Source organism: Streptomyces sp. NBC_01016, assembly GCF_026341035.1.
Classification (GTDB): domain Bacteria; phylum Actinomycetota; class Actinomycetes; order Streptomycetales; family Streptomycetaceae; genus Streptomyces.
Window position 1 is genome coordinate 2,416,194 of record NZ_JAPEOQ010000002.1, and the last position, 15,949, is coordinate 2,432,142.

Genomic DNA, 15,949 nt, shown 5'->3' on the forward strand with positions numbered 1-15,949 from the left:
GCTACCGCCCCTCCGTACGACGCCCGGTCTCACCCGCGCCCGGCCCCTGAGCCTGACCCGCCCCCGGCATGTCGATCTTCGGCTCCTGGGCTGCAGCTTGCTGGGCGTTCGCCGCCTGCTCACGCGCACCGTGCATGTACGCGGCGGTGGCCTCGGCCGCGCCGTTCAGCGAATTCTCGGTGCGCTTGGCGATGTACAGCAGGTCCCGGTTCCAGTGCTGCGCGAACTGGGCCAGCGCCGCACCCACCACACCCGCCGTGCTGGTGTAGGGGCCGTACTGGCTGGTGAGCGTGCCCGCGGCGGAGGAAGCGGACTCCAGATCCTTCTGCATCGCACCGCCGGCCTTCGACATGTCCTGCGCGGCGGCGCCCGACTTGGACAGCACGCCCGACACCCCGGCCGGGTCGATGTCCCACCCCGTCACGACCATCCCCCTCATCCCCGTTGACGGCGCGCGCCAGAGCCCGCGCCGGTACTCACATCACGTAACTCGGCGTGCGTCAGCCGATGCTGTTCACGGCCGAACGCGCCCTGGCGAGGGTGGACTGGGCCGTGGCGTCGTTCTTCTCCAGCGTCGTGCGGACCAGCTGGATGATGTCGCGCACCTCGTTCGCGGCACGGTTCCAGCGGACTTCCTTGCCGTGGTACTCGTCCGAGACCCCGTCGGCCTGGTAGTCGGCCATCGCCGTCTTCACCGCGCGGTCGCGGTCGCCGAGCACGGTCTCCAGGCGGCCGATGATGCCGTGCAGGCTGCCCTGCACCTCGGCGGAGGCGCCGGTGTCGTACGAACGTCGGTCCTGCGTCGCCATGATGGTCAAACCCCCGTGTGTCTCAGCCGCTGAAGCGAGCCGCGTCGAAGTTCGCGGCGCCCATGTTCTGCTGCGCGTTGTCGGACTGCTCCTGGTCACCCGTACCGAACGCGGTGTCCATCCCGGACTGACCGCCCAGGATCGCGGACAGCGAACCGTTCAGCGCAGCCGTGATGTCGTCCGCGTTCGCCTTGAACGCGTCGAACATCGCCTTGCCCTCACCGTTGAACTTCCCCTCCAACGGCTGCGCGGCGGCGATCAACTGCTGGATGAGCGCACCCAGATCGTCACTCGACCCGCTCGTGCTCTTGCCCAGCGTCGACAGAGTCGTGGACCCCATGTCGAACTTCATCGCTCCCCCTTGGTCACTCGGGCTTGGCGCGTCGCTGTGCCATGCGCGGCACGTGAGCACCGTACGTCCCATAGTTCACCGAACATCCTCTCGTATGCCGTATTGCGGGGGCAATGTGGTTGGAGAGCAGTGGCGTGAATTGTGTCCTGCGGGCTGGGTGCGGCGGGGCGAGGAGTCTCAGGCTCCGCTCCCGCTGTGTCCGTCACACGACCGTTCGATGCCTCGTTGAGAACGCAACAGGCCGTGATGGAGGGCGTGCGCCCCGGGCGGGCGGTATCGCTGAGGACGTGACGTGGGAACGCGTGGCTGAGTGGCCTCTACTTCAGGGCGACGGGCAGTCAGCCATTGTCGACAGAGCATCGTTGCCCCTGGAGTGGTCGGCCTCAGCTGTCGCCCGCGGGTGCCCGCGCTGCCAGTACGGGAATCGAGGCGGTCTTCGCCGCGTCGAGGTGTTCCCAGACCAGACCCGAGGGCCGGTGAGGCGCGGGACACGTGATGATCTCTTCGGGGGTGACGATGAGGTCCACGCCGAAGTCGTGTTCCGTGGCGGGAAGCTCCTCGTCCACCACCTGGAGGGAGTGGACGGTGGTGACGACGATGGTGCGCTCGCTGATCAGTCCTGCTTCCATCAGGAACGCGAACTCCAGGTCGGAGTAGCCGGCGCCCTTGTCTATGCGGACGCCGGCGCGGTTCACGGCCACGCTGCCCACGACCACCATGTCGACCGGACGCAGGTCGCTCACGTCCACCTGCGGGGCGATGGTCGCGTCGACCTTACTGGATGCCGCCTCGGCTGGAGGAATGGTCAGAGCGGCGGGGTCGAGGAGGTAGAAGGGGCGTGGGTCAGCGAGCTTGGGCACGGCCATGTAGACCGTCTTTGCCTCGTCGAGTGCCTTGGCGCGTACGGCAAGTTGAGCCTTGTCCGGGACCGCCTTGATGGTCCGGGCGGTGTGTCGCTGAACGGCGGGAACCACAACGACGTCACTCAGCTCCTGCCCCTGCTCGACAAGGTCCCCGCCGTGGCGGGAACGGTCGGACGGCCGCACAAGCGGCCGGGCTTGCTGTTCGCCGACCGCGGCTACGACCACGACATCTACCGAGACCCGGTCCGCGCCCGCGGCATCGTGCCCGCGATCGCCCGCCGCGACACCCGACACGGCACCTACAGCTAGGTCGTGGAGAGGATTTTCGCCTGGTTGCACGGCTTCCGCCGCCTGCGGATCCGGTGGGAACGACGGGCAGACATCCACGAAGCATTCCCGAAGCTCGCCTGCTGCCTCATCACCCATCGACAACTCAGGGCCTTGCGCTGATGTCGGGATGCAAGGCTGTTGATCGCCTCGTGGCTGCCCGGGGCTCATGCCATGATCCGGCCTCATGAGTGACCATTCGCTTTCACCCGCCTGGCTGGCCTCGTGGACAGACAGAGTCTCCGGGACCCTCACGGCTATGACAGGCGAGTTCGAGCGGCGGCATGGCTTTCCCCCTGGCGCCAACGAGGTCCGGCCTGCCGACAGCGACGATCAAGCCGCTGCTCGCGCGCTTGCCCAAGCGAGCCTCATCCCGGCCGACCTGGTCACCTTCTACGACAGCATCGGCGACGTCACCTGGGCGGACGTTGGCAACGGCTACTTCCTCGACCCAGCAATTGACGTCCTTCTGCAACTCCAGGAGTACGGCGCTGTTGGCATCGGCGCGGACCAGAAGGTCCACGGTCTGGTCATCGGCTCGAACGGAGGCGGCCTGTCCTACGTCGTGGGCTCTGATGGGGCGGTCCATCGGACGAGGATGGCGTCGCTCGACGAACCGGAGCTCGACGAGGTAGCCGATGACTTGCGGCAGTTTCTGGAACTGCTGGAGCGATCCCTGACGCGGTTTGTCGCTGACGGCGAGCCGGGATCACTGTAGTTCAGCCCGCGAGACTCATTGTGTTAGCCGCTGTCAAGCACCTTCGTCGGCCTCGGCACGCGGCAGCCACCGGCCGCGCAGGCCAGGCACGGTAACCAGCAGTAGTCAGAGATCGTCATCCTCAACCACACCAACGGCACCGTCCGCCCGGGGCCGAGGCTGGCCACCTGGTGGCAGCAGGCGGAGGCATATGTACAGCTGTGGTCACACCCCAGCCAGGCCGCCCAGCCCGGCCAGCGGCCCCGCGAGTGAGTTCGCGGGCTGAACGTTCCGTGCAGGGCTGGTCGTGCCCACCCCGCCCTGCGCCACGGCACCTATGCCCGCCAGCCCGCCCTCGCCCCGCCACGGAGGCCGCCATGACCGAATACCTCACCAGTCGCATCAAGGGCACCGCCGCGCGTGGCAAAGTCCACACCCCGCGCCCCAGTTCACCGCCAACTCCTGGCATCGGGAGTGAGGTACCTCCGGGCCCGGGCGACGTCCTCCTGCACAACGCGCTCGGCTACCGGAGGCTCAGCCAGCACCGCCGCCACCAGCACTCCGCACTGGGCACACTCGCCGGTGGTGGAATCCACGCTGACCAGCGACAAGTCCACCCTGCCGCGCTGGGCGGCTTCGGCGACCAGGCCCTCCAACAGGGCCTCGAAGACACCGGCGTCCCGCCACTGCCTGAAGCGGTTGTGCACGCTGGACCAGGCGCCGAACTCGGCCGGCATATCCCCGCCACAGCGCTCCTGAACGGAACTTCCAGATCACGCCCTCGAACTGCTACCGCAGCCTGGCGGGATACGGCCGTACTCGCCGACCGGCAGATACGGCTCGACGTACTCCCACTCCTTGTCACTCAGTTGCGCGCGTCATACCTTCCGGACTACCGGATCTGCCCTCGCCGCGGAGGCGAAACTGTAGGGTCTCGTTTCTTCCGGCCTTCATCGGTACCCTGACCTGGGGTCTTAGGTCTGTCTCACTCGTGGGTCGGTCTGATTCCGTCTCGTGATCTTGGCCCATGAGCCGAGAACCCGTTGTCAGCCGCTCTGCCGTGGCGCCTCTCGAGCGGCACGGCACCGATCGTCCGGCATCAGCCACGCCTCCGCATCCCGCCGGATCCGCACCGCCTCGAAGCTGTCGTACTCCCGGATCACCGACCTGATCGTGCCTCGCTCGCGGTACTCGTCCATGATCGCGACATGCTCCGGCAAGCGTACGAACTCCGCCAGAGCCTGCCGCCCGGTCCACACCGAGACCGATCCGCAGCGCCGGGCCAAGGGCACGACCCACAACCACATGCCGATCGCTCCGTCGAGATGCGGCCAGCAGCGCCGCAGCGCGAAGCCGCGACGCGCGATGCCGGGCAAGTCTCGGTAAGCGTCGCTGGTGAAGTCGGTGACGCTGACGATGAGCGGGCCGCTCCGGCGACCGGGCATGCCACGGGCGACGCCCTTCGCCTCGGCGCGGTCACCAAAGGAGTCTCCGGCCGGCCCCTGGCACCAGCGGCTCCTCAGCATGGCCCGGGCGTCCAGGACGGATCGCGGCCAAGCAGGGCCAGCAACCGGTCGCCCGGCGGGGCGTCGTCGGGGACGGCTATCCGTCGGCGGAATGCGGCACCGGCCCCGCGGCCCTCGTCCGGGACCAGGGCGGCGACGCGCACTGCGGCGGTAGTGAGTTCGGCGGAAGGTTCCCACGGGGCGCCGATCGTCACCGCGACGTCCCAGGCGTGCGCCACGTAGTCGAGCAGGTGGAAGCCGATCGCCATCCGTCCGGGGACAGCAAAGCCCTCGCCCACCTCCGGCAGCGCGAACCGCCGCTCCAGCACGTCGTCTTCCGCAAACGCCGCGGTGACCTCGCCCACCGACGCCTCATACGCTCCGGCCGGGTCTTCACCGAGGTCGCCGTCGCGCCATACGGCCCACGGCTCACCCGCGCCGCGGGCGGAGGCGGCGAACCCCTCGTTCTGGCTGACCAGATGGCGAACCAGGCCGTACAGGGTCCAGTCCGCGCACGGCGTCGCCAACCTCAAGTGGTCGGTCTTCACCCGGGAGACCACCTCCCCGGTCAGCAACAGCGCCTGGCGGTCCAGTCGTCGTATGTCCATGGCCGGAGCGTAAGATCCCTCAGCGGTTCAGTTCCAGAGCCAATAACCTGCTAAACGGTTGAGCCAATTCCCGGGCCGAAAGCCAACAACAGCTGAGCCGAAAGCGAAAAGCCGAGATGGACGTACACGTCAGGCTCGACGGGAAACGAGACCTGTCCGGCCAGATCTATCGCCAGCTGCGCACCGCGATCCACGACGGACTGCTACGGCCCGGCGATCCGCTTCCCCCGACCCGGGAGTTGAGCCGCCGCCTCGCGGTGGCCCGCAACACCGTCGGCGTCGCCTACGAACGGCTCGTCGCCGAGGGCTACGCGGACAGCAGGGTCGGCTCCGGGACCTATGTGCGTACGACGGGCCTGCCCACGCGCGAGGCCGCGACCGCCACCGACACCACCGGCTCGGGACTACGTCCCCGCGCCCTGTGGGCGGGCCTGTCCCCATGGGCAGCCCCGGAGATCACAGGACCGACCACGGCGACCCACGACTTCCGGGTCGGCCTGCCGGACGCCCGGCTCTTCCCGTACGACGCCTGGCGTCCCCTGATCTCCCGGGAACTGCGCCTCTCGGCGACCGGGGCGGTCGGATACGGCGATCCATCCGGCCACGCCGGGCTGCGGACCGCACTCGCCCGGCACATCGGACTCTCCCGCGGCGTGCGGACCGGCCCGGACGACGTACTGGTGACCACCAGCACGCAGCAGGCCCTGGACCTCATCGGGCGGGTACTGCTCGAACCGGGTGACCGGGTAGCCGTAGAAGAGCCTGGCTACCCGCCGGCCCGGCTGCCGTTCCTTGCGCAGGGCGCCGAGGTCACGGGCATACCGGTGGACGCCGAGGGCCTGCTCGTGGACGCCCTCCCACCTGACACCCGCGCCGTGTACGTCACCCCCTCCCACCAGTTCCCGCTCGGCATGCCGATGTCCCTGCGGCGCAGAACGGCACTGCTGCGATGGGCGCGGCAGCACGGCGCCGCAGTGATCGAGGACGACTACGACAGCGAATTCCGGTTCGGCGGCCGGCCGGTCGAGACGCTGCACAGTCTGGACCGGGACGGACACGTCATCTACGTGGGGTCGTTCTCCAAGGTGATGCTGCCCTCCGTGCGCGTCGGCTTCCTGGTGGCGCCCGCCCCGTTGCGCACAGCACTGCGCACCGCCAAGTACACCGCCGACTGGCACACAGCGGTCCCCACACAGGCGGCGCTCGCCCGCTTCGTCGACGACGGGTTGCTCGCCCGGCACATCCGCCGGATGCAGCACACGTACGCGACCCGGCACCAAGCCATCACCCGCGCGCTCACCGATCACTTCGCGGACTTGGCCGAGCTGGTGCCGTCCGCCGCGGGCCTGCACGTGACGACGTTCACCCAAGGCCACCTCGCCGACCCTGACGCCCTCGCGGACCGAGCCGCCCGGGCCCGGGCATCCGGCGTAGCGGTCTACACCCTGGCGGAGGTCGCCGCGAACCGCTCCGCGCGCCCGGGCTTCGTCTTCGGCTACGGCTCGATCAGCGCGTCGGACATCAAGCCGGGCCTTCACTCCGTACTCGGCCCGCCCAAGGACTACTGAACGCGGAAGGAAGCGCCTGCACACGGTTCAGCAGTGACGTAAGAACTCATCGGTGTCGATCACGGGAACCCTGCCTGTGTGACTCCCGAATTCGGATCCTTCATCTCTCGGGCACGGGGGAGACCTCGGGCCAGCAGCGCATCGCCTGGTCGATGACGGTGTTCAGCGCGGCGAGCGAAGCCCCGTCGCGGGCCTGGAAGGAGAGCCCGTTGAGGACGGTGGCGTAGAAGGCGGCCAGTCGTGCCGCGTCGGTGCCGACGGGGAGGTCGCCGTCTGCGATGCCGCGCTCGATGCGGCCCTGGATGGCTTCGCGGGTCTGCGTGCGCAGGCGGGCGAGCGTGTCGGCGACGTCCGCGCTGTCGGGAGTGGCGAGGGGGGCGGCCAGGATGACGAGGCAGCCGCGCGGGGTGGCCGGGTCGGTGTACGCGGCGGCGTTGTCGCGGAGTGCGGCCTCGACGGACTCGCGCGCCGTGGGCTGTTCGTCCAGGGCGCGCCGGGTGTAGGAGCCCTCGGTGGCCGCGTACAGGGCGAGGGCCTCGCGGAAGAGTTCCTCCTTGGAACCGTACGCGGCGTACAGGCTGGGGGACTTGATGCCCATGGCGGAGGTCAGCGCGGCCATCGAGGCGCCCTGGTAGCCGTGTTCCCAGAAGACACGCAGCGCCTGCTCCAGGGCCCGGTCGCGGTCGAAGCCGCGGGGGCGTCCTCTGCTCGCCATCGCTTCACTCCCTGCCGCCGTCGGGGCGCCGGAGGGGGCCGGCGCCAATTTCTGTAACGCTCGGCAAATATAACCCTTGACCGGCCGGATCCTGGCGCGCATTATTTCTGTGTCGATCGGCACAGAATGCGGATCGGCGCCTGCCGACAACTCCAAGGGGTCCCGCATGTCCACTTCCAGCAGCCCGCGCTTCGACGGCAAGGTCGTCCTGGTCACCGGGGCGGGCTCCGGCATCGGCCGGGCCAGTGCACTCGCCTTCGCCGCACGCGGTGCCACCGTCGTGACCGCCGGCCGCGACACCGGCGCGCTCGCCGAGACCGTCCGGCTCATCGAGAAGGACGGAGGAACGGCGGACGCGATCCGCACAGACGTGACCGACTCCGCCTCGGTCCAGGACCTGGTGTCGACCGTCGTCGCCCGGCACGGCGGCCTGCACATCGCCCACAACAACGCCGGCGTCCTCACCGCGCTCGGCCCGGTCGCCGAGGTCGACGAAGCCGAGTGGGACACGCAGTTGGCCGTGAACCTCACCGGCGTACTGCTGAGCATGAAGCACGAGATCCGGCACATGCGCGCGCACGGCGGCGGCGCCATCGTCAACACGTCCGCGAACATCGGTGCCCACCTGCGCTATCCGGGAATGGGTGCGTACGCGGCCTCCAAGGCCGCCGTCTCCGCGCTGACCCGGGCCGCCGCCCTGGACCACATCAAGGACGGCGTCCGCATCAACGCCGTCAGCCCGGGCGCCTCCCGGACACACATGTCGATGCGGCCCGGCGAGACCGAGACAGACCGTGATGAGCGCCTGGGCGCCACCATCCCACTGGGACGCCCGGCGGATCTCGACGAGATCACCGCCGCCGTCCTGTGGCTGGCCTCCGATGCGGCGAGCTTCGTCGTCGGCCATGATCTGGTCGCCGATGGCGGCGCCAGCGCCTGACACCGAACCCGCTGGGGAGGGGCAGGGCCGCCTATTGGGACCTCAGCGCAACTCGCGCGGGCAACGCCACTGCCACGAGGGACGATCTCCGCAGCCCTCACGCACGCCCCGATCAAGCGCACCTGTGAACGCCCCGTGCAGCGAACGGGAGACGGCCAGCCGCACGTGAGGGCGGCTGACCGTCGAAGCAGGCGGGGGCCCAAAGGCAGGCTCTGATCCCTACGCGCCGTTCAGGGTGCGCTTCAGCAGGGGCAGCAGCCGCTCCCAGTGCAGCTTCAGTCCGGCCGCGTTGAAGGCCTCGGTGTCGGCCATGGTGAAGCCGTGGACGGTGCCGGGGTAGATCTCGGAGGTGTACGCGAGCCCTGTGGCATCCAGCTGCCGGTTGAGGTCGCCCAGCGCGTCGGGCGTCAAGTCGCCCTCGGCGTGGCCGAGATGGACCTGAGCGGTGACGGTCTCGAAGAGCCCGGGTCCGTCGGCGCCGACGGGCGCGTGGAACGCGGCGAGGGCGCCGACCCGCCCAGGATGGGCCGCGGCGGTGCGCGCGGCGTACAGCCCGCCGATGCAGTACCCGGTCACCCCGAGGGGCCCGGCGGCGACCTCGGCCTGGGCGCCGAGAAACCCGAGGTAGCCCTCGGCGTCGCGCAGGACACGCTCGAGGGTGTGCGCCTGGATCAAGGGCATCACCGCGCCCATGACCCGCTCCCGGTCCCGCGCCCCGACGAACTCGGGAAGCTCGGTCACCGGCGCGGGCCCGTGCCGGTAGAAGACGTTCGGCACGAGCACGTAGTACCCGTGCTCCGCCAACTCCTCGGCCATCTCCCGCAGTACGGGCCGAATCCCGAACCCGTCCGGGTACATCAGCACGCCCGGGTGCTTCCCACCGCCCTCGGGGAATGCGGCGAACCCGTCGGCCACGCCGTCCGCGGTCGGAATCTCCAGTGTCTTGACAGTCATGAACCCTCCCTTCGTCGTTGCCAGTTGAACCTGTGGTCAACACGACGAAGGTGGAGCTCGTGCAACGGGGCCCGCGTCGGCCCGTAAGGCGCTCAGCGGAGCACCGGGTCACCGATCCGTGCGTGGCGCGAAGCCGTCCCGGTAGTCATGGACGTGGAGCCTAGACCACAGGATCAGCCTGACGCTACGGCTTACACGGGCGGGCTACGTGGCCAAGGCCCGTCGGCTCACCAGGGGTTCAAAGACAGTCTCTGGAGGAGCGCGGCCGTCCTTCGGGTCGCCCCGGGCTCGCGGCGGCCACTGCCGAGACTTCATGGCAGGTATCTGCGGCGGTGGCCGGGCGCATCGGCAACCAGTGAGCATTCGGGCGTAGTTGGAGACGCCGCGGCGGCGCGGTGGGGGTCACTCGATTCGGTGGTCGTCCACGCATCGACGTTCAGTGAGTGGGTGGCGGGGACAAGGTGGCAGTGAGCCGTCTCCGGGGCTCTCGGGCTGGCGGTGCCGGGTGCGAAGGAGTGGGCAACTGAATCCGCGGGTCGCGCCGTCCGCGCATGCGATGACGACGTGCGCCCCGTTGTCGCTGGGGCGGGCCACGTCGACATCACTGCTGCGCACGGAGGCCGGGATGACGCGCTCCGCCGTTCACCGACCGTACCGACGCGACGTTCATCACCTGCTCCTCGCGGCCCGCGACCGTCTCCGGGCAGGGGAAGACGATGACCGCGTAAGCCTCGCCGCTGTCCTGGTGCAAGCTGCTGACAGTTTCGATGACGCCGACCCACTGCAGGCGCCGGCGTCGTGGATCGTCCGTGAGGCGGCGGCCCTCCTGCTGCGGCATGCGGATCCCGACGGGCCGACGCGGCTGACGGACCCGGACCTGCTGCGCCATCTCTCCGTACTGGACGGCCTCGCTGTAGAGGCGCTCGTGCCGCTGCTCGACGACGTGACCACCACGCTTTCAGCGCGCCCGGTCATTGAACTGGCCCTGCCGGAACCACCTCAGACAGACGGGACGGAACAGGACTACGACCGGCACGGTGAGCCCGGCCCCGGACGGTCGGGGGTGCAGCGTGGATGAGCAGGGTGAAGCGTCGGGAATCGGCCTGCAGTGCACCTCGCCGGCGACTGGGAAGCGGAGGCCGGCATGCTCGTGATCCTGGCAGGCGTGTACGGCCTCATCGCCGGGCTAGCGGGCCTGCGCGCTTCTCTGCACTTCACCCGGAGGGGAGGCTGCGGACAGGTGCGAAGGCTGGGGGCCGAGCGAAAAGAAGGCGCACGGCCGTGAGTGACCGGCGCCCGGTCTCCCTTCGGCGATCGTGTCGGGCGACGCCTTGAGGTCCCCGTTGAAGTCCCCGTTGAGGTCCCCGTTTTGGTCTTCTCCCGTCATGATCCATAAGATCCGCCGATGATCATCAGACAACGGCTGGCGGTGGGCCTGTGTGCTCTGTTCGCCGCCCTCGCCGTCGGCGGCCTGCCGCCCACCCAGGCGTATGCCGATGGAGCCGACGAAAGACCGGTGCCTCAGGTCGAACTCGTCCTGGACGCAAGCGGATCCATGCGCGCCCGCGACATCGACGGCGGCTCCAGGATGGCCGCGGCGAAGCAGGCGTTCAACGAGGTGCTCGACGCGACACCCGACGAGGTGGAGCTCGGGATCAGGACGCTCGGGGCCAACTACCCTGGAGACGACCGGAAGACGGGCTGCAAGGACACCGAGCGGCTCTACCCGGTTGGCCCGTTGGACCGTACCGAGGCCAAGACGGCCGTGGCCACGCTTCAGCCCACCGGTTGGACGCCGATCGGTCCCGCCCTGCTCAAGTCCGCCGACGACTTCACGTCCGGCGCCGGCGCCAAGCGCATCGTCCTCATCAGCGACGGCGAGGACACCTGTCAGCCGCTCGACCCGTGCGAGGTGGCCCGCGGGATCGCCGCCAAGGGCATCGGTCTGACCATCGACACTCTCGGGCTTGTCGCCGACGCGAAGACGCGTGAGCAGCTGTCCTGCATCGCGGACGCGACCGGCGGCACCTACACCGCCGTGCACCACAAGAATCAACTCTCCGACAAGGTGGGACAGTTGGTCGACCGGGCGGCCGATCCGGTGACCACACCCGTGGCTGTCGACGGCGCCGCCCAGTGCGCCGACGCGCCGCAGCTCAAGGCCGGCCTCTACACCGACCGTGAGAAGTTCGGCGAGCACCGCTTCTACCGCGTCGACGTCGAACCGGGACAGGAGTTGCGCGCCTCGGTGAGCGTTGCGGCCGACCGTGCGGTCAACCAGGACTACGGTGTGCTGCTGCGCGCACTCACCACGCACGGCCGGGAGATCGTGCGCGGGCAGGAGGCGGGTGATGGGCGCACCGACGTCCTCTCGACAGGCCTGCGTTACCCGAAGCCCGAGCGCGACGACGACACGGACGAGACACGGGCGGAGTCGGTCTGCCTCCAGGTCTCGCACTCCTTCTCCGCGCCCGCCTCGGTGAAGACGACACCCGGCCTGCCGGTCGAGCTGACGGTCGACCTGGTGGACGGCCCGGACCAGGGATCCGACGTGGCCGCGTTCGGGCTCGGCAACGGCTGGTGGCTACTGGCCGCCCTGGTCGTGGTCGGATTCCTCGCAGGTGTGATCTGGGGCTGGCTCTCGCGCTGGCGTGTCGCTGTTTGGAGGACGAACTGATGCAGTTCGCAACGTTGTTGGGGCGTAGGAGACAACTGGCCGGCGGTCTCCTGGGCGCCGCCACCGCACTGCTGGCGCTGGCCGGACCTGCCGCCGCGGACGAGAGTGACGGCACCGCCCAGAAGGCCCCGACGGAGGCAGGCACGTCGTTCCGTACGGCGGCGCAGACGCAGCAGGACCAGAAGGCCACGGCGAGTGCGTCGACGGGCGACTACCTGTACTGGTCGTTCCCGGCCGACGCCGGTCAGCGCCCGACGGTGAAGGCGACCGTCGAGCTGCCCGAGCCGCAGGCCCGGCACGGCGCGCAGACCTGGCGCATCGACGTCTACGACGGGCTGCGGCGCCGCCAGCCCTGCCAGTACGGCATGCAGGCACGTGCCGTTGAGGCCGGGGCCGACCGCGTGGAGCTCGCCTGCACGCTGCGTACGGTGCGGGTCTTGGCGGATGCCTGGAGCAACGACCCGCTGCCCGGCACCTACTACGTCCGCCTCACGACGGCCTCGCTCGCGGACGCCGACCTGGGCCGGCCGGTGACGGCGTCGATGGAGGCCCACTCGAAGGACATCGGCGGCGCGGCGGCGGTCGACGGCAGCCTGTCCACCCCGCTGGTCCCGGGCACGACCGCCTCCGCCGAGCAGGCCGCACCGGCGGACGGCTGGGCCTCGGCCTGGTGGACGAGCCGCTGGCTGTGGACGGCGGCGGGCGCGGTGCTCGCGGCGCTGGCGGGCATCGGAGGCTACGCGCTGACCCGAGGAGGAGGCCGCCCGGCGGGGGTCTGACAGGCCTCGGAAGCGACGCGCGACGGGAGGGCGGCGCCCTCGGTGCGGTCGGCGTTGATCTTTGGCGCGCGGCGTCAGGGGCATGGGCCCCTGACGCCGGGACGGTTACGCCTTGCGCAGTCGCAGCGTCACGATCTCGAAGGGATGGAGCGTGAGCTCGATCGGCTCGTCCTGCTCCCACCAACGTACCTGTACCGCACCGTTGTCGAGGCTCGCGGAGTCGCGCTCCAGGAGGTCGGTCGTCCAGGCGCGTGCGACGGCCTCCGACACGTCGACACGGGTGGTCGCCCGTCCGCCTCGTGCTTCGTAGAGACGCACGACGAGGTCGCCGGATCGGTCCTCGGCCAGCTTGACGGCCTCGACGACGACCGCGGGCGAGGTCACCGATACCAGAGGCGCCACCGCGCCCGCGCCGGTCACCGTGCGTACCGGGAGGTTCATCCGGTAGCCGGTGTCGAGGGCTTCGAGGACGGTGGGGGCCGGCCGCACTGCGGTGCGCAGCACATGGGTGCCCTGGTCGGCCTGCGGGTCAGGGAAGCGGGGTGCGCGCAGCAGCGACTGCCGTACGAGGGTGACGGTCGAGCCATCGGCGGCCCAGCGGCGGGTGATGTCGTGCCCGTACGTCGAGTCGTTGGCGACGGCCACGCCGAAGTCGGGTTCGCCGACGTGCACCCAGCGGTGGGCAGATGTCTCGAAGCGGGCCGCGTCCCAGGAGGTGTTGGAGTGCGTGGGGCGCTGCACGTGCCCGAACTGCACCTCGGACGAGGCGCGGTCGGCGTGCACGGCGAACGGGAAGGCCAGCTTGAGGAGCTTTTCCTGCTCCTTCCAGTCGACACGGGTTTCCAGTTCCAACTCGCGTGCGTTCGCCGCCAGTTGGAAGATCTGGGTGAACGTCGAGTTCTGGAAGGAGCGCCGTACGACGAGGCCTTCGGCGGTCGGCTCGACGGCGTCGGCCTCGCGCAGATCGGTGATGTTGTGGCGGTAGTGGACGTCGACGTCCCAGGCGTCCCACTGGTTGGGGGTGTCGCGGCAGACCTGGAGCAGCGCGGCGGCCTCCCCCTCGGCGATCAGTTCACGTCCGCAGGAGAGGTCGACGAGGGAGACGAGCAGGCCTGCCGTGTCGAAGGCGGCTCGGACGATGCCGTTGTCGAGGACCCAGCCGTCTTCCCCGACCGTGGGTGCGGTCCAGGCCGGGGCGCCGCCGGGAGCGGCGCCGAGCGCGGGGGCTCCGGCGGCGGCGACCGGCGCACCGTTGAAGACGACGGGGGTCTCGCCCGGGCCGGCGAGCGTCCGCTGCGCCTGTTCGATGACACCGTCCAGCGTCCGTGCCAGGGCCGCGTAGTCGCGTTCCGCCTCCTGGTACACCCAGGCGATCGAGGAGCCGGGCAGGATGTCGTGGAACTGCAGGAGCAGGACGGTCCGCCAGATCTCGTCGAGCGACTCGTAGGGGTAGTCGGCGAGGCCGCGCCACGCGGCGGTGGCGCTCCACAGTTCGGCCTCGCGCAGCAGGTGCTCGCTGCGGCGGTTTCCCTGCTTCGTCCTCGCCTGCGAGGTGTACGTGCCGCGGTGCAGTTCGAGGTACATCTCGCCGGACCAGGTGGCGGGCGCGGGATGGGTCTTCTTGGCGAGTTCGAAGAAGTGGCGGGGGGTGTCGACCTCGACGCGCGGCGAGCCCTCCAGGGACCGGGTGCGGGCGGCGGCCTCCATCATCTCGCGGGTGGGGCCGCCGCCTCCGTCGCCGAAGCCGAACGGGACGAGCGAGACGTTGGACAGCCCCTTCTCGGCGTACTGCCGCTCGGCGCGCGCCAGTTCGGCGCCGGAGAGCTCGGAGTTGTAGGTGTCGGCGGGCGGGAAGTGCGTGAAGATGCGGGTGCCGTCGATGCCCTCCCACCAGAACGTGTGGTGGGGCATCCTGTTGGTGTCGTTCCAGGAGATCTTCTGCGTGAGGAACGCGTCGGCGCCCGCCGCTCGGGCGATCTGCGGCAGCGCCGCGCTGTAGCCGAAGGAGTCGGGCAGCCACACGTCCTGGGGCTCGAAGCCGAACTCGCGCTGGAAGAAGCCCTTGCCCTGGACGAACTGGCGGGCGAGCGCCTCGCCGCCGGGCAGGTTGGTGTCGGACTCGACCCACATGCCGCCCACAGGGACGAAGCGGCCCTCGGCGACCCGCGCGTGGATCCGTTCGAACAGCTCCGGGTAGTGCTCCTTGACCCACGCGTACTGCTGGGCGCTGGAGCAGGCGAACACGAAGTCCGGATTCTCGTCCATGAGGGCGAGCACGTTGGAGAAGGTGCGGGCGCACTTGCGGATGGTCTCGCGGGTCGGCCACAGCCAGGCCGAGTCGATGTGCGCGTGGCCGACGGCGACGACCCGGTGGGCGCTCGCGCTCGCGGGTGCGGCGAGCACCGCGGCGAGCGTCTCGCGTCCGGCGGTCGCGGTCTCGGCGACGCGGTCGGGATCCACGACGTCGCACATCCGCTCCAGAGCGCGCAGGATCTCCGCGCGGCGCGGCAGCGACGCCTCCAGCTCGCTCATCAGGCCGACCAGCGTCCACACGTCGCGCAGCAGGGCATCGACGGTGAGGTCCCGTTCGACGAGGTCGACCCGGCGCAGCGTGTAGATCGGGTCGGTGCCGGCGGTCTTCTTGTCGCCCAGCGGAGTCGGCAGGTAGAAGTGGTGGCCGCCGACATCGGGGTTGGAGGCGCCCTCGATGTACAGGTCAACGGGTCCCGGGCCGAGAGGGATCGCGTTGTTGAGCGGTTCGAGGCCCTTGGCGATGGTGCCGTCCGGGCGGTAGACGAGGCCCTCGGCCTGGAAGCCCGGCTGGCGGTCCGAGAAGCCGAGGTCGACGACGAGCTCCAGAACGAGGCCGGGCCCGCCCCAGTCGGCGGGGATGTCGCCGGTGACGTGGAACCAGGTGGTGCCCCACGGCCTGCTCCACGGTGTACCGGGTGTGATCGGCGCGTACTCCTGCTTGACGGCCTCGGCGAAGGGGACGGGCTCGTCGGGCACGTCCCACGCCGTCACGTCGAGAGCGAGGTGTCGGCGTTCCAGGGCCGGGGCGATGCGCTCACGGACGAAGCGCTCGACGCGCGACTCGATCTGCGCGGTGCTGTCGTGCATCAACTCTCCATAAGAAGAAGGCTGTTGGACGTGTG

Annotated in this window: 16 protein-coding genes and 1 pseudogene; 7 read left to right on the forward strand and 10 right to left on the reverse strand. The window is 70.0% G+C overall.

What is annotated here, in order from left to right; genetic code table 11:
- Position 1 precedes the first annotated feature (1 nt).
- The 4 genes from OG746_RS37725 to OG746_RS37740 all read right to left on the reverse strand — a co-directional run bounded on the left by OG746_RS37725 (position 2) and on the right by OG746_RS37740 (position 2,135).
- Entirely contained in the window at positions 2 to 424 is a 423-nt protein-coding gene (locus tag OG746_RS37725; RefSeq protein ID WP_266722965.1) for a DUF6507 family protein, read from the reverse strand.
- Positions 425 to 500: 76 nt separating this feature from the next.
- Positions 501 to 809 (reverse strand): pore-forming ESAT-6 family protein, encoded by a 309-nt coding sequence (locus OG746_RS37730; protein ID WP_266722967.1) that lies wholly within the window; start codon positions 807 to 809, stop codon positions 501 to 503.
- A gap of 22 nt (positions 810 to 831) precedes the next feature.
- On the reverse strand, positions 832 to 1,161 hold the full coding sequence (locus tag OG746_RS37735; RefSeq protein ID WP_266722969.1) for a hypothetical protein: 330 nt from the start codon (positions 1,159 to 1,161) through the stop codon (positions 832 to 834).
- A 383-nt stretch (positions 1,162 to 1,544) separates the two neighbouring features.
- Entirely contained in the window at positions 1,545 to 2,135 is a 591-nt protein-coding gene (locus OG746_RS37740; protein ID WP_266722971.1) for a 5-formyltetrahydrofolate cyclo-ligase, read from the reverse strand.
- On the opposite strand from OG746_RS37740, the pseudogene OG746_RS37745 reads away from it, so the two are divergent.
- Together OG746_RS37745 and OG746_RS37750 are read left to right on the forward strand one after the other, a co-directional pair.
- Positions 2,109 to 2,474, forward strand: a pseudogene (locus OG746_RS37745) (transposase); the annotation flags it as partial. The gene OG746_RS37740 and the pseudogene OG746_RS37745 overlap by 27 nt on opposite strands.
- A gap of 136 nt (positions 2,475 to 2,610) precedes the next feature.
- Positions 2,611 to 3,069 carry an SMI1/KNR4 family protein gene (locus OG746_RS37750; protein WP_266722973.1) on the forward strand — a complete coding sequence of 153 codons (459 nt, stop codon included), beginning with the start codon at positions 2,611 to 2,613 and terminating at the stop codon, positions 3,067 to 3,069.
- A gap of 428 nt (positions 3,070 to 3,497) precedes the next feature.
- Here OG746_RS37750 and OG746_RS45710 read toward each other — a convergent pair whose 3' ends face one another.
- The 3 genes from OG746_RS45710 to OG746_RS37765 all read right to left on the reverse strand — a co-directional run bounded on the left by OG746_RS45710 (position 3,498) and on the right by OG746_RS37765 (position 5,161).
- A complete protein-coding gene (locus OG746_RS45710) occupies positions 3,498 to 3,785 on the reverse strand; it encodes a hypothetical protein (RefSeq protein WP_524540522.1) in 288 nt (95 codons plus the stop codon).
- Positions 3,786 to 4,094: 309 nt separating this feature from the next.
- Entirely contained in the window at positions 4,095 to 4,574 is a 480-nt protein-coding gene (locus OG746_RS37760) for a hypothetical protein (protein ID WP_266722975.1), read from the reverse strand.
- The gene (locus tag OG746_RS37765) at positions 4,568 to 5,161 is read right to left on the reverse strand and encodes a TIGR03086 family metal-binding protein (protein ID WP_266722977.1); all 594 of its coding nucleotides are present in this window, start codon (positions 5,159 to 5,161) and stop codon (positions 4,568 to 4,570) included. The genes OG746_RS37760 and OG746_RS37765 overlap by 7 nt, the downstream gene beginning before the upstream one ends.
- Positions 5,162 to 5,277: 116 nt before the next feature.
- On the opposite strand from OG746_RS37765, the gene pdxR reads away from it, so the two are divergent.
- A complete protein-coding gene (gene pdxR / locus OG746_RS37770) occupies positions 5,278 to 6,729 on the forward strand; it encodes a MocR-like pyridoxine biosynthesis transcription factor PdxR (RefSeq protein ID WP_266722979.1) in 1,452 nt (483 codons plus the stop codon).
- A gap of 100 nt (positions 6,730 to 6,829) precedes the next feature.
- Here the strand turns inward: pdxR and OG746_RS37775 are convergent, their stop codons facing one another.
- Complete coding sequence (locus tag OG746_RS37775; protein WP_266722981.1) at positions 6,830 to 7,444, reverse strand: TetR/AcrR family transcriptional regulator; 615 nt, start codon at positions 7,442 to 7,444, stop codon at positions 6,830 to 6,832.
- Positions 7,445 to 7,610: 166 nt separating this feature from the next.
- On the opposite strand from OG746_RS37775, the gene OG746_RS37780 reads away from it, so the two are divergent.
- Positions 7,611 to 8,384, forward strand: a complete 774-nt coding sequence (locus tag OG746_RS37780) for an SDR family NAD(P)-dependent oxidoreductase (RefSeq protein ID WP_266722983.1) — start codon at positions 7,611 to 7,613, stop codon at positions 8,382 to 8,384.
- 219 nt (positions 8,385 to 8,603) lie between these two features.
- On the opposite strand, the gene OG746_RS37785 is transcribed toward OG746_RS37780, so the two are convergent.
- Positions 8,604 to 9,338: a dienelactone hydrolase family protein gene (locus OG746_RS37785; protein WP_266722985.1), complete on the reverse strand. Its 735-nt coding sequence runs from the start codon at positions 9,336 to 9,338 to the stop codon at positions 8,604 to 8,606.
- Between the two features lie 625 nt (positions 9,339 to 9,963).
- Between OG746_RS37785 and OG746_RS37790 the strand changes: the two genes are divergently transcribed.
- The 3 genes from OG746_RS37790 (at position 9,964) to OG746_RS37800 (ending at position 12,794) form a co-directional block, all read left to right on the forward strand.
- A complete protein-coding gene (locus OG746_RS37790) occupies positions 9,964 to 10,416 on the forward strand; it encodes a hypothetical protein (protein ID WP_266722987.1) in 453 nt (150 codons plus the stop codon).
- A gap of 327 nt (positions 10,417 to 10,743) precedes the next feature.
- Positions 10,744 to 12,015, forward strand: coding sequence for a VWA domain-containing protein (locus OG746_RS37795; protein ID WP_266722989.1), 1,272 nt, complete (start codon positions 10,744 to 10,746; stop codon positions 12,013 to 12,015).
- Entirely contained in the window at positions 12,015 to 12,794 is a 780-nt protein-coding gene (locus OG746_RS37800) for a hypothetical protein (RefSeq protein ID WP_266722991.1), read from the forward strand. Before OG746_RS37795 ends, OG746_RS37800 begins: the two co-directional genes overlap by 1 nt.
- Before the next feature lie 105 nt (positions 12,795 to 12,899).
- Here the strand turns inward: OG746_RS37800 and OG746_RS37805 are convergent, their stop codons facing one another.
- Positions 12,900 to 15,914 (reverse strand): alpha-mannosidase, encoded by a 3,015-nt coding sequence (locus OG746_RS37805; protein WP_266722993.1) that lies wholly within the window; start codon positions 15,912 to 15,914, stop codon positions 12,900 to 12,902.
- Between the last annotated feature and the right edge of the window lie 35 nt (positions 15,915 to 15,949).

What these genes read in the sequence shown, in the direction of transcription:
- OG746_RS37780 (WP_266722983.1), top strand. Translation starts at nt 7,611, where the DNA reads ATGTCCACTTCCAGCAGCCCGCGCTTCGACGGCAAGGTCGTCCTGGTC.
- pdxR (WP_266722979.1), top strand. Translation starts at nt 5,278, where the DNA reads ATGGACGTACACGTCAGGCTCGACGGGAAACGAGACCTGTCCGGCCAG.
- OG746_RS37730 (WP_266722967.1), bottom strand. Translation starts at nt 809, where the DNA reads ATGGCGACGCAGGACCGACGTTCGTACGACACCGGCGCCTCCGCCGAG.
- OG746_RS37785 (WP_266722985.1), bottom strand. Translation starts at nt 9,338, where the DNA reads ATGACTGTCAAGACACTGGAGATTCCGACCGCGGACGGCGTGGCCGAC.
- OG746_RS37775 (WP_266722981.1), bottom strand. Translation starts at nt 7,444, where the DNA reads ATGGCGAGCAGAGGACGCCCCCGCGGCTTCGACCGCGACCGGGCCCTG.
- OG746_RS37805 (WP_266722993.1), bottom strand. Translation starts at nt 15,914, where the DNA reads ATGCACGACAGCACCGCGCAGATCGAGTCGCGCGTCGAGCGCTTCGTC.
- OG746_RS37750 (WP_266722973.1), top strand. Translation starts at nt 2,611, where the DNA reads ATGACAGGCGAGTTCGAGCGGCGGCATGGCTTTCCCCCTGGCGCCAAC.
- OG746_RS37790 (WP_266722987.1), top strand. Translation starts at nt 9,964, where the DNA reads ATGACGCGCTCCGCCGTTCACCGACCGTACCGACGCGACGTTCATCAC.
- OG746_RS37765 (WP_266722977.1), bottom strand. Translation starts at nt 5,161, where the DNA reads ATGGACATACGACGACTGGACCGCCAGGCGCTGTTGCTGACCGGGGAG.
- OG746_RS37760 (WP_266722975.1), bottom strand. Translation starts at nt 4,574, where the DNA reads ATGCTGAGGAGCCGCTGGTGCCAGGGGCCGGCCGGAGACTCCTTTGGT.
- OG746_RS37800 (WP_266722991.1), top strand. Translation starts at nt 12,015, where the DNA reads ATGCAGTTCGCAACGTTGTTGGGGCGTAGGAGACAACTGGCCGGCGGT.
- OG746_RS45710 (WP_524540522.1), bottom strand. Translation starts at nt 3,785, where the DNA reads ATGCCGGCCGAGTTCGGCGCCTGGTCCAGCGTGCACAACCGCTTCAGG.
- OG746_RS37795 (WP_266722989.1), top strand. Translation starts at nt 10,744, where the DNA reads ATGATCATCAGACAACGGCTGGCGGTGGGCCTGTGTGCTCTGTTCGCC.
- OG746_RS37735 (WP_266722969.1), bottom strand. Translation starts at nt 1,161, where the DNA reads ATGAAGTTCGACATGGGGTCCACGACTCTGTCGACGCTGGGCAAGAGC.